Genomic DNA, 16,199 nt, shown 5'->3' with positions numbered 1-16,199 from the left:
GCCGCCCCGCGGGCGGCCGCGCACGCCGAAGGGGGCGTCCCGTGCGGGGGACGCCCCCTTCGGCGCGTGCTGGACCCGGGCCCGGGCGCCGCGCTAGCCGGCGGCCGCGATCCCCGTCGCGTGCGCCGCCTTCTGCAGTTCCAGGTCGCGCCGGCGGCGGCGGGCCAGGACGACGCGGCGCTCGGCGGCGGTGAGGCCGCCCCACACGCCGTACGGCTCGGGCTGCAGGAGCGCGTGTTCGCGGCACTCGACCATGACGGGGCAGCGGGCGCAGACGCGCTTGGCGGCCTCTTCCCGCGAGAGCCGCGCCGCGGTGGGCTCCTTGGAGGGGGCGAAGAACAGGCCCGCCTCGTCGCGACGGCAGACGGCCTCGGTGTGCCAGGGGGCGTCGTCGTCCCGGTCGCGCACTGGCGCCCCTCCCCAAGCGCCCGACTGCGCTCGCGCAGGGGCTGCCCCACCGCCCGGAACTGCGGCGACCTGCAGAGACTGATGCGACGGTTGCAGCACGGTCTACTCCTGACGACGGCTTCGCGAGCGAGAGACGATGCAGCAAGCTCTACCCGCTGTGTGCGCGCCTATGCACTGAGTTCCGATGTACGGACGTTCCGCTTCCTCATGGGCCGCCGGCGGAGCGTCCGGGCCCGTCAGTGCCTGAGGTGTTTGCGCGGCTGCCGGTACAGATCACGGACGCGCTTGCCGCGCCTCGGCCGTGCGTCGATGGAGCCGAGGACCGCGATGCCGTCCACGTAGACGACGGGGGCGTCCCGGTCCGGGGAGTCGAGCGTGTCCACCTCGAAGCTGCCGAGGACACCTCCACCGCTGCCGCGCAGCGAGATGTTCTCCGGGACGCGGATCTCGACCGAGCCGAAGATCGCGAACGCCTTGATGACCACATGGCGCTGCTCGAAGATCGCCTCGCTCAGGTCGATCTCGACGCTGCCGAACACGGCGTACGCGTGGGTGCGGCGCCCCACCCGCCAGCGCCCCCTGCGTGCGGAGCTGCTGAGCACCGCGACGAGGTTCTCGTCGGCGACCGGCGGGACGACGCCCGGGGACGGCCTGGCCGGGGCCGGGTCGGGGGCGGGCCCGAGGGCCGGCGCCGCGCCGCGGGCCGCGTCGTGGGCGGCGGGCAGGTCGCGGACGAGCGGCTCCAGCTCGGCCATGGTCTTGGCGCGGTAGACCCCTTCGACGCGCTCCGCGTGCTCCTCCGCGGTCAGGCGGCCCTCCGCCAGGGCCTCGCGCAGGATGTCCGCCGTGCGGTCCCGGTCGGCGTCGGAGGCACGGAGCGCTGAGGGCTGCTTTTCGAGGTCCACGGAAGCAGCGTACCCAGACGCGATAGATCGCGACCAGACCTGTATCGCGACTATCCGGTACGACCATTCGGCGCGACCGCCCGGTGAGCCACGCCCCCTTTACTGAGCCTTACCTCACAGGAGCGCTCCGCCGGACGCGTTCTACGCTGGTTGGCGCGTCGCCAATGGAGGCCGCGCCGCTGTCTGCCGAGTGAGGAATGGCCGTAATGCCAGAGTTTGAGTACTCCGATCTGCTCCCGCTGGGAGAGGACACCACCCCGTACCGGCTGGTGACCTCCGAGGGTGTCTCCACCTTCGAGGCCGACGGGCGGACGTTCCTCAAGGTCGACCCGGAGGCGCTGCGCAAGCTCGCCGCCGAGGCGATCCACGACATCCAGCACTACCTGCGCCCCGCGCACCTGGCGCAGCTGCGGCGCATCGTGGACGACCCGGAGGCGTCGTCCAACGACAAGTTCGTGGCGCTCGACCTCCTGAAGAACGCCAACATCGCGGCGGCCGGCGTGCTGCCCATGTGCCAGGACACCGGCACCGCGATCGTCATGGGCAAGCGCGGCCAGAACGTCCTCACCGAAGGTGAGGACGAGAAGGCGCTCTCCAAGGGCATCTACGACGCGTACACGAAGCTGAACCTGCGGTACTCGCAGATGGCTCCGCTGACCATGTGGGAGGAGAAGAACACCGGCTCCAACCTCCCCGCCCAGATCGAGCTGTACGCGACCGACGGCGGCGCCTACAAGTTCCTCTTCATGGCCAAGGGCGGCGGCTCGGCGAACAAGTCGTTCCTCTACCAGGAGACGAAGGCCGTCCTGAACGAGGCCTCCATGATGAAGTTCCTGGAGGAGAAGATCCGCTCCCTGGGCACGGCCGCGTGCCCGCCGTACCACCTGGCGATCGTCGTCGGCGGCACGTCCGCCGAGTTCGCCCTGAAGACCGCCAAGTACGCCTCCGCGCACTACCTGGACGAGCTGCCCTCCGAGGGCTCCCCGACCGGCCACGGCTTCCGGGACAAGGAGCTGGAGGAGAAGGTCTTCGAGCTGACCCAGAAGATCGGCATCGGCGCGCAGTTCGGCGGCAAGTACTTCTGCCACGACGTGCGCGTGGTGCGCCTGCCGCGGCACGGCGCCTCGCTGCCCGTCGCCATCGCCGTCTCCTGCTCGGCCGACCGGCAGGCCACCGCGAAGATCACCGCCGAGGGCGTCTTCCTGGAGCAGCTGGAGACCGACCCGGCGCGCTTCCTGCCGGAGACGACGGACGAGCACCTCGACGAGGCCTCGGACGTCGTGAAGATCGACCTGAACCAGCCGATGGACGCCATCCTCGCCGAGCTCACCAAGCACCCGGTGAAGACCCGTCTCTCGCTGACCGGCCCGCTGGTCGTGGCCCGCGACATCGCGCACGCCAAGATCAAGGAGCGGCTCGACGCGGGCGAGGAGATGCCGCAGTACCTGAAGGACCACCCGGTGTACTACGCCGGTCCCGCGAAGACGCCGGAGGGTTACGCGTCCGGCTCCTTCGGTCCGACGACGGCCGGCCGCATGGACTCCTACGTGGCGCAGTTCCAGGCGGCGGGCGGCTCCAAGGTGATGCTGGCCAAGGGCAACCGCTCCCAGCAGGTCACCGACGCGTGCGACGCGCACGGCGGCTTCTACCTCGGCTCGATCGGCGGCCCGGCGGCGCGTCTGGCGCAGGACTGCATCAAGAAGGTCGAGGTCGTCGAGTACGAGGAGCTCGGCATGGAGGCGGTCTGGAAGATCGAGGTGGAGGACTTCCCGGCCTTCATCGTGGTCGACGACAAGGGCAACGACTTCTTCCAGAACCCGGCCCCGGAGCCGACGTTCACGCACATTCCGGTACGGGGCCCGGGCCTGGCGTAGCTCTACGGAGGAGCCCTCTTACCGAAGAGGGCTCCTCCGTAGAGCTCAGGCGAACCGCTGGTTCGCCGCCCCCGTGCACTTCTGCAGCCGCACCGGCTCCTTCGCCCCCGCGAGGGTCAGGCAGAGCCCGTCGGCGGCGGCGGGCCGCACCGTCCCGGCCTGGCGGACGAACTTCTGGTTGGTGCCGCCGTGGCAGTTCCAGAGCGTGAGGGCGGTGCCTTCCTGGTACGAGCCGTCGGGCACGTCGAGGCAGCGGTCCTGGGTCAGCCCGGTGTGCAGCGACTGCCGGCCGCCGGGCGTGCCGTCGTACCACCAGGTCTGGTTGCGGTTGCCGGTGCACTCCCAGCCCTGGACCTTGGTGCCGTTGCGGCTCTTGGACGCGTCGACGTCCAGGCAGCTCCCGATCGCCTCGTTCTTCAGCGGCTTGTACGCGTCGTCCCAGGCCCCTTCGTACAGCTTCGGGCTGCCGGTGCTCGCCGGGTCGGCGCAACTGCCCTCGCGCTTGCCGGAGTCGTAGAGCTGGGTGAGGCAGGACGCGAAGGCGGCGTGGCCGCGGGCGTTCGGGTGGAAGGACTGGCGGACCGAATTGGAGTCCGGCGGGAACGGGTTGGACACGTCGACGTAGAGGCCGCGCGCCCAGGTGTCCTCCATGCAGACCTCGTGGCCGTGGAAGAGGCGGGAGTTGTCGAGGTAGGTGGCGCCGGCGTTCCGCGCGGCCCTGCGCATGCCGGTCTCGAAGGTGGGCACCGCGTAGTTGCGGCCCCACTCGGTGTCGGAGTCGTAGCCGAGTCCGCCGCAGGCCAGCTTGCCCGGGAAGGAGGGGTTGTCGCGGAAGTCGGGGCCGATCGGACTCGGATAGCCCATGGCGACGAGCTTGTAGTCGCTCTCCTGGTAGCCCGCGTCCTTCATGACGGTCTTCAGGTCGCGCAGGGACTGTTCGACCTTGGGCACGAGGGCGTCGACGCGCGCCTGCCAGCCGTCGGTGTACTTGCCCGCGCAGGGACCCTGGCTGAGCAGGTAGCGGGTCACGCAGTCCGTCATCACGGGGGCGAACTGGAGGTCGTCGTTGGCGCCGATGACGAGCAGGATCGTCTTGATCTTCGTGTTGCGCGCCTTGATGGCGAGGTTGTCGCTCTGGACCAGCTCGTCGGGGTACTGCTTCTGGCCGCCGATGCGGATGTTGACGGTCTGCGCCCCGGAGCAGGCCACGTTGTACGTCACGTCGGCGGGGATGCCGGTGCGGTGGATCGCGGCGTCCGGCGAGCGGTGGCACCAGTTGTCGGGGCCGTCGGTGCCCGGTTCGTACCGGCCGACGCCCTCGCCGGAGATCTCGCTGTCGCCGAGCGAGATCAGGCCGGTCTTGCGCTCGGCCATCGGGCGTTCGGCCGGGCTGCCGTACAGCTTCGTGGCCTCGTCCGCCCGGATCTTCTCCAGCTCGGGCGGGAGCGGCACCGCGTTCGGCAGCGCTCCTCCAGCGTCTTCTTCCGCCGCCTGGGCGGGTACGGCGGCTGCTGTGCCGAGCACGACGGCCATGGCGGCGGCCGCCGCGAACGAACATCGCAGCCGGCCCCGGCCGCTGCCTCTGATGCGCTTCATCGCGCCTCCCCGGTGTGGTGTTACCCAGGGTTTTTACTGGTGGGTAGCAGGCTTGGGAATACCTGGAACAAGACAAGTGCTCAACTTTTTACGGGGTTTGAACGGAGAGGTAGGTTCAGGGCATGACCAGCGACGCCAGCGACGACCGCACCGGCGAGTACCGGATCGAGCACGACTCCATGGGTGAGGTGCGGGTCCCCGCGCACGCCAAGTGGCGGGCCCAGACCCAGCGCGCGGTGGAGAACTTCCCCGTCTCCGGGCAGGTCCTCGAACGCGCCCACATCGCCGCCCTCGCCCGCATCAAGGCGGCCGCCGCCCAGGTCAACGCGGAGCTCGGGGTGCTCGACGCGGACATCGCCGAGGCCATCGTCTCCGCCGCCGCCGAGGTCGCCGACGGCCGCTGGGACGACCACTTCCCCGTCGACGTCTTCCAGACCGGCTCCGGCACCTCGTCCAACATGAACACCAACGAGGTCCTCGCCACCCTCGCCACCGAGCGGCTCGGCCGCGACGTCCACCCCAACGACCACGTCAACGCCTCGCAGTCGTCCAACGACGTCTTCCCGTCCTCGATCCACATCGCGGCGACCGACGCGGTCACCGGCGACCTGATCCCCGCCCTGGAGCACCTCGCCGCCGCCCTGGAGCGCAAGGCCGAGGAGTTCGCGGACGTCGTGAAGTCCGGCCGTACGCACCTCATGGACGCCACGCCCGTGACGCTGGGCCAGGAGTTCGCCGGGTACGCCGCCCAGATGCGGCACGGCGTCGAGCGGCTGCGGGCCTCGCTGCCCCGGCTGGCCGAACTCCCGCTCGGCGGCACCGCGGTGGGCACCGGCATCAACACCCCGCCCGGCTTCGCCGCCGCCGTCATCGCCGAGGTGGCACGGGCCACCGGGCTGCCGCTGACCGAGGCGCGCGACCACTTCGAGGCGCAGGGGGCGCGGGACGGCATCGTCGAGACCAGCGGGCAGCTGCGGACCATCGGCGTAGGCCTGACGAAGATCGCGAACGATCTGCGGTGGATGGCGTCCGGCCCGCGCACGGGGCTCGCCGAGATCAACCTGCCGGACCTCCAGCCCGGGTCGTCGATCATGCCCGGCAAGGTGAACCCGGTGATCCCGGAGGCCGCCCTGATGGTCGCCGCGCAGGTCACCGGCAACGACGCGACGGTCGCGGCGGCGGGCGCGGCCGGCAACTTCGAGCTGAACGTCATGCTCCCGGTCATCGCCAAGAACGTACTGGAGTCGATCCGGCTCCTCGCCAACGTCTCCCGGCTGCTCGCCGACCGGACCGTCGACGGCATCACCGCCAACCGCGAACGGGCCAGGGAGTACGCCGAGTCGTCGCCGTCCGTCGTGACGCCGCTGAACAAGTACATCGGGTACGAGGAGGCGGCGAAGGTGGCGAAGAAGTCCCTCGCCGAACGCAAGACGATCCGCGAGGTGGTCCTTGAGTCCGGGTACGTGGAGCGGGGTGACCTCACGCTGGAGCAGTTGGACGAGGCGCTGGATGTGCTGCGCATGACGCGGGCCTGACGGGGTCTTCCCCTGAGCGGGAGGGGGTACCCGGCACCGTCCGTCCAGGTCTGCCTGCGCCTTGCCTCGGTCCTGCCCCCTCCGGCTGGGGCCACACGCCGAGGCGCCCGGCACCGGGGGCTGTGCCCACCCGTTCCGCCGTGCGGAACGCCTGCCCACAGCGGCCGGCCCCGCCCCGTGGCCACAGCGGCAGGGGGGCGTGCAGGGGGCCCCGGGAGTTTGTCTCGGCCACAGGAGACTCGGTGACCGCCGTGCGGGGGGCGTCTAGTATCTGTCCATGACAGAGCTCGACGGGAAGACGGCGGCCGGTGGCGGGGCGGCTCGGTGGGCGCCGGGTGATCACATCCTGTGGCGCTACCGGGAGAACTCCGGTCCCCGCCTCCACATCTGCCGCCCCGTCACCGTCGTGCGGGACAGCGACGAGCTGCTCGCCGTGTGGATGGCGCCCGGCACCGAGTGCGTCAGACCGGTGATCGCCGACGGGACGCCGCTGCACCACGAGCCGCTCGCCACCCGCTACACCAAGCCGCGCACCGTCCACCGGGGCCACTGGGCCGGCACCGGCGTCCTCAAGCTCGCGCGGCCGGGCGACCCCTGGTCGGTCTGGCTCTTCTGGGACCCGGGCTGGAAGTTCAAGAACTGGTACGTCAACCTGGAAGAGCCGCGCGCCCGTTGGTCGGGCGGCGTGGACTCCGAGGATCACTTTCTGGACATCTCCGTGCGCCCGGACCGCAGCTGGCGCTGGCACGACGAGGACGAGTTCGAGCAGGCCCGCAGGGTGGGCCTGATGGACGCCGGGAAGGCCGCCGACGTACGCGCCGCGGGACAGGCCGCACTTGACGTGATCCGTGCCTGGGGGGCGCCGTTTTCGGACAACTGGCAGCACTGGCGCCCCGATCCGTCCTGGGTCGTACCGGCGCTCCCGGATGACTGGGACCGTACGCCCGCGCATGTGTCCTCATGAGACCCTTGATGCGCCCCCGTGGTTCAAACGTAGGATCGTCCTCCGCAAGGGCGCACAGCAGCAACTCCGTGCGTCCGCGCGGTGCCTGACAGGAAGTCATCGAGGGGCGGCAGAACGTGAGCGAGGACCGCAGAGGCCGGGCCGAGGCCTGTGACGCCATCGGGCAGCACGACGACGACGCCCTCCCGTACAAGAAGGACCGCCGGCTGTCCGGATCCGGTCACCCGGTCCCCGGCACGGGCCTCTCCGCGGGCATGCTGGCCCTGGCGGGAAAGAACGTCCCGGCAGCCGGCTTCCGGCGACGCGACGGGGCCGGCCCGGACGACGCGGCAATTCCGTTCCTGGGGCACACGATCCGGGTATCCGGTTACCTGCGGGACGAACTGCGGCAGGTCGTGCGTGGCGCGGGCCTCGAGATCACCGGCGAGGACACGTACGCGTACACCCCCGCGAGCACCGACGCGTCCCCAGGCTCTCAACTTCGTTCGAGCAGGGGAGGCCCCACCCCCGAGCACCAGGTCTTTCTGCACTGCCGACGCGGCTGAGCAACGTGCAACGCTGGACGGCGCGCACGGCGCGCAGCCCCGGACGGACGGATTCGAAACGCGTGACGGAGCACCTCACACCACACGAGGGTCGCAAGGCACCAGTTGCCCGGCCGACCGCCCCCGCGGATCCCCGCGGGGCGCTGCTGCGTTCCCCCGAACCCCCGGAGGGCCCCGGCGCCGGTGCCGGGACAGCGGCGCAGACATCCGCCGGCGACGTACGTCCGGACGCCCCCGTGCCGTCCGGCGAGCACTCCCAGTCCTCGGCCGCCGAGCCCGACCCGCACCGGCCGCGCCCCGCGCCCGAGGGCGGCGTACCGGCGCAGTCCGGGCCCCTGCCCGACCGGCTCCCCGGCCCGCCGGACGGCGAGGAACGGCGCTCGGGGCAGGCCAGACCGCCCGGTTCGGGGCCGACGGCGATGCGGCGCGACGGCGACCGGCTGCGCTTCGTGGGCGCCGCCACCCGGCGCATCGCGCGCGGCATCGACCTCGACGAGATCGTGATGGGGCTGTGCCGGGCGACGGTGCCGACGTTCTCCGACGCGATCCTGGTCTATCTGCGCGACCCGCTGCCCGTCGGCGACGAGCGGCCCACCGGCCCCCTCGTGCTGCGCCTGCGCCGCTCCGACCGGCTGCGCTCCATCGAGGAGGGCGCCGAGGAGCCGGACACCGACGGCGGCACCCAGCCCGCGCTGCAGGTGGTGCACTCCGACATCACGGATGTGCTGGGCAGCGCCGAGCTGTGCGAGGTGCGGCCGGGCGGCGCCCTCGCCGAGGTGCTGCGCGGGGTGCGCCCGGTCTTCGCGGACTCGGCCGCGGCGCGCGCCGCACTGCCCGAACTGCTCGGTGAGGGGCGCACCCTGCCGGGCGGGCAGCGGGCGATCCTCGCGCCGCTGCGGGGCCGGCGCCGGGTGATCGGCGCGGCCGTCTTCCTGCGCCGCCCGGACCGGCCCGCGTTCGAGGCGGACGACCTGCTGGTCGCCGCCCAGCTGGCCACGCACAGCGCGCTCGGCATCGACAAGGCGGTCCTGTACGGCCGCGAGGCGTACATCGCCGACGAGCTGCAGCGCACCATGCTCCCCGAGACGCTGCCGCGCCCGACGGGTGTGCGGCTCGCCTCGCGCTACCTGCCCGCGGCGGAGACGGCCCGGGTCGGCGGCGACTGGTACGACGCGATTCCGCTGCCCGGCAGCCGGGTCGCCCTGGTCGTCGGCGACGTCATGGGGCACTCCATGACCTCGGCCGCGATCATGGGCCAGCTGCGGACGACGGCGCAGACCCTCGCCGGGCTCGACCTGCCGCCCCAGGAGGTCCTGCACCACCTGGACGAGCAGGCCCAGCGGCTCGGCTCCGACCGCATGGCCACCTGCCTGTACGCGGTCTACGACCCGGTCTCGCACCGCATCACCATCGCCAACGCCGGCCACCCGCCGCCCGTCCTGCTGCACCTGGGCGGGCGCGCCGAGGTGCTGCGGGTGCCGCCGGGCGCCCCGATCGGCGTGGGCGGCGTGGACTTCGAGGCGGTGGAGCTGGACGCCCCGGCGGGCGCGACGCTGCTCCTGTACACGGACGGGCTCGTGGAGTCCCGGCTCAGGGACGTGTGGACCGGCATAGAGCAGCTGCGCGAACGGCTCGCCGCCACCGCCCAGTTGACCGGGCCGGACCATCCGCCGCCCCTTGAGGCGCTCTGCGACGAGGTGCTCGACATGCTCGGTCCGGGCGACCGGGACGACGACATCGCGCTGCTCGCGGCCCGCTTCGACGGGATCGCGCCGAGCGACGTCGCGTACTGGTTCCTGGAGCCGGAGAACGCGACGCCGTCCCGCGCCCGCCGGCTGGCGCGCAGCGCGCTGGTGCGCTGGGGCCTCGAGGAGCTGACCGACTCGGTTGAGCTGCTCGTCAGCGAGGTCGTGACCAACGCCGTGCGGTACGCGACGCGGCCGATCACGCTGCGGCTGCTCCGCACGGACGTGCTGCGCTGCGAGGTCGGCGACGACGTGCCGCAGCTGCCCCGGCTGCGGAACGCGCGCGCCACCGACGAGGGCGGCCGCGGCCTGTACCTGGTCAACAGGATGGCGCGGCGCTGGGGTGCCACCCGGCTGAGCACCGGCAAGGTGGTCTGGTTCGAGCTGAACCGGAACTGAGCGCCCCCCCGTACGTACGAGTGCGCCCCGGACCTTCGCGGTCCGGGGCGCACTCATCTGCGGGTCAGTCCCTGCCGAACAGGTCGTCCTCCGGGTCCGGGGGCAGCTCGGGCGAGGTCGTCGGATCGGGCTTGGTCGTCGGCGGCGGGGTCGTCGGCGTCTGCGTGGGTGTCTTGGACGGCGTCTGCGTGGGTGTCTTGGACGGCGTCTGCGACGGCTTCTGCGTCGGGGTCTTCTCCGGCTTCGACGGGGTGTCGGTCGGCTCCTCGGAGACCGACGGCGTCGGGTCCGGGGGCGGCGCGACGGCCGCGCCCATGTTCGTGTCGAGCTTGAACTCGCTCGGCGAGCCCATCGCGTCGAAGGTGTAGGCCGCCCAGATCTCGGCGGGGAAGCTGCCGCCGTCGACGCGCGGCTTGCCGCCCGCGCCCTTCATGGAGACCTGCTTGTTCTTCTCCGGGGTGCCCGGGGCGCCCTCGCCGAAGAGGCCGACGGAGGTGACCAGCTTCGGCGTGTAGCCGGTGAACCAGGCCGACTTGTTGTCGTCGGAGGTACCGGTCTTGCCCGCCACGTCCTGCACGGGGTTGCGCACCGCGTGGCCCGTACCGTCGTCGACCACGCCGGTGAGCACCGAGGTGATCGAGTCGGCCGTGCCGGGCTTGACGACCTGCTCGCCGATCGGGTCGGGCAGGTCGACGGTGCGGTCCTTGTGCTCGACGGAGCCGACGAGCGCCGGGGTGACCTTCTTGCCGTGGTTGTCGAGCGTGGCGTACACGCCCGCCATCTCCAGGGGGCTCGCGCCCATGGAGCCCAGGGTCTGCGCCGGCACGGCCGGCAGTCCCTTGACGTCCATGCCGAGCTTGCCCGCCGTCTCCATCACCTTGGGCATGCCGACGTCGACGCCCATCTGCGCGAAGACGGAGTTGATGGACTTGTTCATCGCCTTCTGGACGGTGACGGGACCGTAGCTGTGGCCGTCCTCGTTGGGCGGCGCGAAGCCGACCTCGCTGCCCTTGACCGGGCGCCTGCTGGTGCCGTCGTAGATCGTGCCGGCCGTGATCGGCTTGCCGTCCTGCGTGGTGGCGCCGTTCTCCAGGGCCGCGGCGAGGATCAGCGGCTTGAAGGTGGAGGCCGCCTGGTAGTCGCGGCGGGTGGCGTTGTTCGTGAAGTGCTTCACGTAGTCCTGGCCGCCGTACATGGCGAGGACCTTGCCGGTCCGCGGGTCGACGGAGGCGGCGCCCGCCTGGACCCGGGCGTCGGCCTTGTTCTTCTTGCGGTCGAGCTGGGAGTTGAGCTTCCTGTCGACGGCCTTCTCGAGCTGCTTCTGCTTCTTGGGGTCGATGTTGAGGGTGACGGTGTAGCCGCCGGCCTCGAACTCGGCCTCGCTGAGGCCGCTGTCGCGCAGCACCTCGCGCTTGGCCTCCTCGACGAGGTAGCCGATCTGGCCCTCGCGGCCGGGCGGGGCCTTGGGGTTCTCCGGCGTGGGGAACTTCAGGGCGTCGCGCTTGCCGGAGTCCAGCCAGTCCTCCTCGACCATGTTGTCGAGGACGTAGTTCCAGCGTGCCTTGACCAGCTTCCTGCCGGTCGGCGTCGCGGAGGTCCAGTCGTACTGGCTGGGGGCCTGGAGCAGCGCGGCGAGGTAGGCGCCCTGCGCGACGTCCAGCTTCTTGGCGTCGATGCCGTAGTAGGCCTGGGCGGCGGCCTGGATGCCGTAGGCGCCGCGGCCGTAGTAGCTGGTGTTGATGTAGCCCGCGAGGATGTCGTCCTTGCTCTTCTCGCGGTCCACCTTCAGCGAGATGACGAGTTCCTTCAGCTTGCGGCTGACGGTCTGGTCCTGGCTGAGGTAATAGTTCTTCACGTACTGCTGGGTGATGGTCGAGCCACCCTGCTTGCCCTTGCCGGTCACCGTGTTGAGGACGCCTCGGGCGGTCCCCTTGAAGTCGATGCCCTCGTCCTTGTAGAAGGACTTGTTCTCGGCGGCGACGAAGGTCTTCTGGACGTCCTCGGGGACCTTGTCCAGGTCGACGATCTCGCGGTTCACGTCGCCGGTCCGGGCGATGACCTCGCCGTTGCTGTACTTGTAGACGTTGCTCTGCATCTTCGCCGCGGGGTTGCCCTCGGGGACGTCCACCACGAGGTAGAGGATGACGAAGCCCAACATGCCCAGCAGGCAGAACCCGAGGAAGGTGCCGAGGATCTTCTTCCAGGTGAAGAAGCGGCGTATGCCGGTGCGCTTGGGCTTGCTCCCGCCTGACGGGCGCCCACGCGCTGCCCGGCGGGCACCGCGCTGCCGCGCTTGTCGTTCTTCGGCTCGGCCCATGACTGAGAGTGCTCCGCTTCCGTCTAGTTCCCGTGCGTACGTCGAGTCAGCTCATGAAGCTAACACCGCACCGTGGGACAAACTCCTGCCGATCCGGTCTTTTGCGGACGTGACAATGAGCACCTGCCCCTAAGGAACCGACGATCCCGGGGCCCATAAGGTTGCCCGCCTCTCACACAAATGATCACTACACCCTGCGTATACATGAGGCGTATACACGGCACGTATACACAGCATGTAGAGTGCTCCGCATGTCCATTGGCCACACCCTTCTGGGTCTCCTGGAGTCCGGCCCCCGGCACGGCTACGACCTCAAGCGCGCCTTCGACGAGAAGTTCGGGCACGACAAGCCCCTGCACTACGGGCAGGTCTACTCGACCATGTCCCGGCTGCTGAAGAACGGCCTCGTCGAGGTGGACGGCATAGAGGCGGGCGGCGGCCCCGAGCGCAAGCGGTACGCGATCACCGAGGCCGGCGTCACGGACGTCCAGCGGTGGCTCGCCACCCCGGAGAAGCCCGAGCCCTACCTCCAGTCGACCCTCTACACCAAGGTCGTCCTCGCGCTGCTCACCGGCCGCGACGCCGCCGAACTCCTCGACGTCCAGCGCGCCGAGCACCTGCGCCTGATGCGCATCCTCACCGACCGCAAGCGCAAGGGCGACCTCGCCGACCAGCTCATCTGCGACCACGCGCTCTTCCACCTCGAAGCCGATCTGCGCTGGCTGGAGCTGGCCGCCGCACGTCTCGGCAAGCTCGCCCAGGAGGTGCGCTCCGCATGACCCCCGCAGGTTCCCTTCTCGTGGCCCACGGACTCCGCAAGGCGTACGGCCCGACCACCGCGCTCGACGGCGCCGAATTCTCCATCCACCCCGGCGAGGTCGTCGCCGTCATGGGTCCCTCAGGCTCCGGCAAGTCGACCCTGCTGCACTGCCTCGCCGGGATCGTCCGTCCCGACGAGGGCTCCATCACGTACGCCGGCCGCGCGCTGACCGGCATGTCCGACGCCGAACTGAGCGCCCTGCGCCGCAGCGAGTTCGGCTTCGTCTTCCAGTTCGGCCAGCTCGTCCCCGAGCTGACCTGCGTCGAGAACGTCGCGCTCCCGCTCCGCCTCAACGGCGTCAAGCGCAAGCCGGCCGAGGCCACCGCCCGCTCCTGGATGGAGCGCCTTGAGGTCGACGACGTCACCGGCAAGCGGCCCGGCGAGGTCTCCGGCGGCCAGGGCCAGCGCGTCGCCGTGGCCCGCGCCCTCGCCACCGGACCGCGCGTCGTCTTCGCCGACGAGCCGACCGGCGCCCTCGACTCGCTCAACGGCGAACGCGTCATGGAGCTGCTGACCGACGCCGCCCGCACGACCAACGCGGCCGTCGTCCTCGTCACCCACGAGACCCGCGTCGCCGCCTACTCCGACCGCGAGATCGTCGTCCGCGACGGCAGGTCCCGCGACATGGAGCGGATCGCATGAGCGCCACCCGGGTGCGCCCCGAGGCGCCCGCGGCCCCCGCCCCCTCTCCCCCGTCCGGGCCCGCCGGCTGGATACGCGACCTCGGCATGGGCATGCGGTTCGCGGCCGGCGGCGGCCGCGAGGGCTGGATCCGCACCATCCTGACCGCCGTCGGCGTCGGCCTCGGCGTCGCCCTGCTGCTCGGCGCCGCCTCGGTGCCGAACATGCTGCAGAACCGCGACGACCGGGGAGTCGCCCGTACCCCGCAGTCCGCCGTGGACGGGAAGCCGCTCAAGGCGAGCGACGAGACCGTGATGCTGCGCAACACCGGCACCACCTTCCACGGGAAGACCGCCACCGGCACCTTCCTGCACGCCGACGGAAAGCACCCCGTGCTGCCGCCGGGACTCGAGAAGATCCCGGCCCCCGGCGAGATGGTCGTCTCGCCCGCCCTGCGCGACCTGCTGGACGACCCGGCCAACAAGCTCCTCAAGGAGCGCTTCGCCGACTTCCGGGTGACCGGCACCATCGGCGATGCGGGCCTCATCTCCCCCCTCGAGCTCTACTACTACGCGGGCAGCGCCGACCTCACCCCCGCGCACGGCGCCTACCGCGTCGAACGGTTCGGGCAGGACAACTCGCTGCCCCTCGACCCGTTCCTGATGGCGCTCGTCGTGCTGATCTGCGTCGTGCTCCTCACCCCGGTGGCGATCTTCATCGGTACGGCCGTGCGGTTCGGCGGCGACCGGCGCGACCGGCGCCTCGCCGCGCTGCGGCTGGTCGGCGCGAGCGCCCGCTCGGTGCGCAGGATCGCGGCGGGCGAGGCGCTGTTCGGGGCGGTCCTCGGGCTCGTCGCCGGCGGCGTCCTCTTCCTGCTCCTGCGCGAACTGGTCGGCGTGGTCGACCTGACGAACGTCAGCGCCTACCCGTCCGACATGGTGCCCTCGCCCGCCCTGGTGGCGCTGGTCGTGGTGGCCGTGCCGGTCTCGGCGGTCCTGGTCACGCTGATCTCGCTGCGCTCGGTCGCCATCGAGCCGCTCGGCGTGTTCCGGGGCGCCAAGCAGCGCAAGCGGCGCCTGTGGTGGCGTCTGCTGCTGCCCGTCCTCGGCATCGGCATCCTGCTCTTCTCCGGCCGCATCGACCCCGACATGGGCAACGAAGCCGTCAACGTCACGGCCATCGCGGCGGGTTCGGCGCTCTCCCTCATCGGGCTCAGCGCGCTGCTGCCCTGGCTCGTCGAGGCCGTCGTGGGACGGCTGCGCGGCGGGCCCGTCCCCTGGCAGCTCGCCGTACGCAGGCTCCAGATGACGACCGGCACGGCCTCCCGCGCGGTCAGCGGGATCACCGTCGCGGTGGCCGGCGCGGTGGCGCTGCAGATGATGTTCGCGTCCATGCACGACGACTTCAACCGCGTCACCGGGCAGGACACCTCGCGCGCCCAGCTCATGGTCCGCAGCGGGACCGGCAGCGGCCCGCTCGCCCAGCGGATGATCGACGACTTCACGAAGACCGAGGGCGTCACCAAGGTCATGGGCCTGGTGCAGGCGTACGTCACCCGCCCCGGCGGCAGGACGGACGCCGGCATGACGCCGACCACGGAGCTGACCATCGGCAGCTGCGCCACCCTGCGCGAGCTGGCCCGCCTCGACTCCTGCGAGGACGGCGACACCTTCGTCTCCCACACGGGCAGCCGCGAGCAGAACGACTGGCTGGACAAGACCGCGCGCCCCGGCAAGCCGATCAACATCGGGCCCGACCCCGACTTCAACAAGGGCGCCAAGCCGGTCCTGTGGACGCTGCCGAAGGGCACCCCCACCGTCCAGGCCAGGACCAACCCCTACGGCAGCAAGATCAACGGCATCCTCGCCACGCCGGGCGCCGTCGACATCGAGAAGCTGGACGACGCGTCGACGACGGCCTGGGTCAAGGTCGACCCGAAGGTGCCGGACGTCGAGGAGTACGTACGCAACGCCGCCGCCCGCATCAGCCCGTTCCTCGGCGTGGACTCGCTGAAGGCGGTCGAGCGCGACAAGCAGTACGCGTCCATCGCGCGCGGCCTGCAGATCGGCGCGGGCGTCACGATGGCGCTGATCGCGGCGTCCATGCTGGTGTCGATGATCGAGCAACTGCGGGAGCGCAAGCGCCTGCTGGCGGCGCTCACCGCGTTCGGCACGCGCCGCTCGTCCATGGCGTGGTCACTGCTGTGGCAGACGGCGCTCCCCGTCGCCCTCGGCCTCGCGCTCGCGATCGGCGGCGGCCTCGGTCTCGGTGTGGTGATGACCCGCATGATCGACAAGAGCGTCACCGACTGGTGGTCGTTCGTGCCGCTGACGGCGGCGGGTGCGGCCATGGTGGCCGCCGTGACCCTGCTCAGCCTGCCGCCCCTGCGCCGCATGATGCGCCCGGACGGCCTGCGCACGGAGTGACCGCCGCGGTCCGCGGGCGCGCCGACGCTCCCGTACGGTGCCGG

General features: G+C 71.4%; 12 protein-coding genes. 8 read left to right on the top strand and 4 right to left on the bottom strand.

Annotated elements, in window-relative coordinates:
* Nucleotides 1-93: 93 nt before the first annotated feature.
* Nucleotides 94-507 carry a WhiB family transcriptional regulator gene (locus tag ACZ7DY_RS07860; RefSeq protein WP_471131405.1) on the bottom strand — a complete coding sequence of 138 codons (414 nt, stop codon included), beginning with the start codon at nt 505-507 and terminating at the stop codon, nt 94-96.
* Nucleotides 508-644: 137 nt separating this feature from the next.
* Entirely contained in the window at nt 645-1,313 is a 669-nt protein-coding gene (locus ACZ7DY_RS07855; RefSeq protein ID WP_471131402.1) for a DUF1707 SHOCT-like domain-containing protein, read from the bottom strand.
* Between the two features lie 206 nt (nt 1,314-1,519).
* Here ACZ7DY_RS07855 and ACZ7DY_RS07850 point away from each other — a divergent pair, with 206 nt between their 5' ends.
* Nucleotides 1,520-3,187 carry a fumarate hydratase gene (locus tag ACZ7DY_RS07850; RefSeq protein WP_471131400.1) on the top strand — a complete coding sequence of 556 codons (1,668 nt, stop codon included), beginning with the start codon at nt 1,520-1,522 and terminating at the stop codon, nt 3,185-3,187.
* 45 nt (nt 3,188-3,232) lie between these two features.
* Here ACZ7DY_RS07850 and ACZ7DY_RS07845 read toward each other — a convergent pair whose 3' ends face one another.
* Nucleotides 3,233-4,783: a ricin-type beta-trefoil lectin domain protein gene (locus ACZ7DY_RS07845; RefSeq protein ID WP_471131398.1), complete on the bottom strand. Its 1,551-nt coding sequence runs from the start codon at nt 4,781-4,783 to the stop codon at nt 3,233-3,235.
* 122 nt (nt 4,784-4,905) lie between these two features.
* Between ACZ7DY_RS07845 and ACZ7DY_RS07840 the strand changes: the two genes are divergently transcribed.
* The 4 genes from ACZ7DY_RS07840 to ACZ7DY_RS07825 all read left to right on the top strand — a co-directional run bounded on the left by ACZ7DY_RS07840 (nt 4,906) and on the right by ACZ7DY_RS07825 (nt 9,971).
* Nucleotides 4,906-6,318: a class II fumarate hydratase gene (locus ACZ7DY_RS07840; RefSeq protein ID WP_471131395.1), complete on the top strand. Its 1,413-nt coding sequence runs from the start codon at nt 4,906-4,908 to the stop codon at nt 6,316-6,318.
* A gap of 277 nt (nt 6,319-6,595) precedes the next feature.
* Nucleotides 6,596-7,282, top strand: a complete 687-nt coding sequence (gene fomD / locus ACZ7DY_RS07835; RefSeq protein ID WP_471131394.1) for a cytidylyl-2-hydroxypropylphosphonate hydrolase — start codon at nt 6,596-6,598, stop codon at nt 7,280-7,282.
* 116 nt (nt 7,283-7,398) lie between these two features.
* On the top strand, nt 7,399-7,827 hold the full coding sequence (locus ACZ7DY_RS07830; RefSeq protein ID WP_471131391.1) for a hypothetical protein: 429 nt from the start codon (nt 7,399-7,401) through the stop codon (nt 7,825-7,827).
* 62 nt (nt 7,828-7,889) lie between these two features.
* Nucleotides 7,890-9,971 (top strand): ATP-binding SpoIIE family protein phosphatase, encoded by a 2,082-nt coding sequence (locus ACZ7DY_RS07825; protein ID WP_471131388.1) that lies wholly within the window; start codon nt 7,890-7,892, stop codon nt 9,969-9,971.
* Between the two features lie 64 nt (nt 9,972-10,035).
* On the opposite strand, the gene ACZ7DY_RS07820 is transcribed toward ACZ7DY_RS07825, so the two are convergent.
* Nucleotides 10,036-12,288, bottom strand: coding sequence for a transglycosylase domain-containing protein (locus tag ACZ7DY_RS07820; RefSeq protein WP_471131386.1), 2,253 nt, complete (start codon nt 12,286-12,288; stop codon nt 10,036-10,038).
* 251 nt (nt 12,289-12,539) lie between these two features.
* Here ACZ7DY_RS07820 and ACZ7DY_RS07815 point away from each other — a divergent pair, with 251 nt between their 5' ends.
* The 3 genes from ACZ7DY_RS07815 to ACZ7DY_RS07805 are packed head-to-tail and all read left to right on the top strand — an operon-like array spanning nt 12,540 to nt 16,155.
* Nucleotides 12,540-13,067 (top strand): PadR family transcriptional regulator, encoded by a 528-nt coding sequence (locus ACZ7DY_RS07815; protein ID WP_471131383.1) that lies wholly within the window; start codon nt 12,540-12,542, stop codon nt 13,065-13,067.
* Nucleotides 13,064-13,750 (top strand): ABC transporter ATP-binding protein, encoded by a 687-nt coding sequence (locus tag ACZ7DY_RS07810; protein ID WP_471131381.1) that lies wholly within the window; start codon nt 13,064-13,066, stop codon nt 13,748-13,750. Before ACZ7DY_RS07815 ends, ACZ7DY_RS07810 begins: the two co-directional genes overlap by 4 nt.
* Nucleotides 13,747-16,155 carry an FtsX-like permease family protein gene (locus tag ACZ7DY_RS07805; protein ID WP_471131378.1) on the top strand — a complete coding sequence of 803 codons (2,409 nt, stop codon included), beginning with the start codon at nt 13,747-13,749 and terminating at the stop codon, nt 16,153-16,155. Before ACZ7DY_RS07810 ends, ACZ7DY_RS07805 begins: the two co-directional genes overlap by 4 nt.
* Nucleotides 16,156-16,199: the final 44 nt, after the last annotated feature.

The sequence above is a fragment of the Streptomyces sp. NPDC037013 genome, from assembly GCF_055607265.1.
This window is presented reverse-complemented; position numbering and strand designations above follow the sequence as displayed.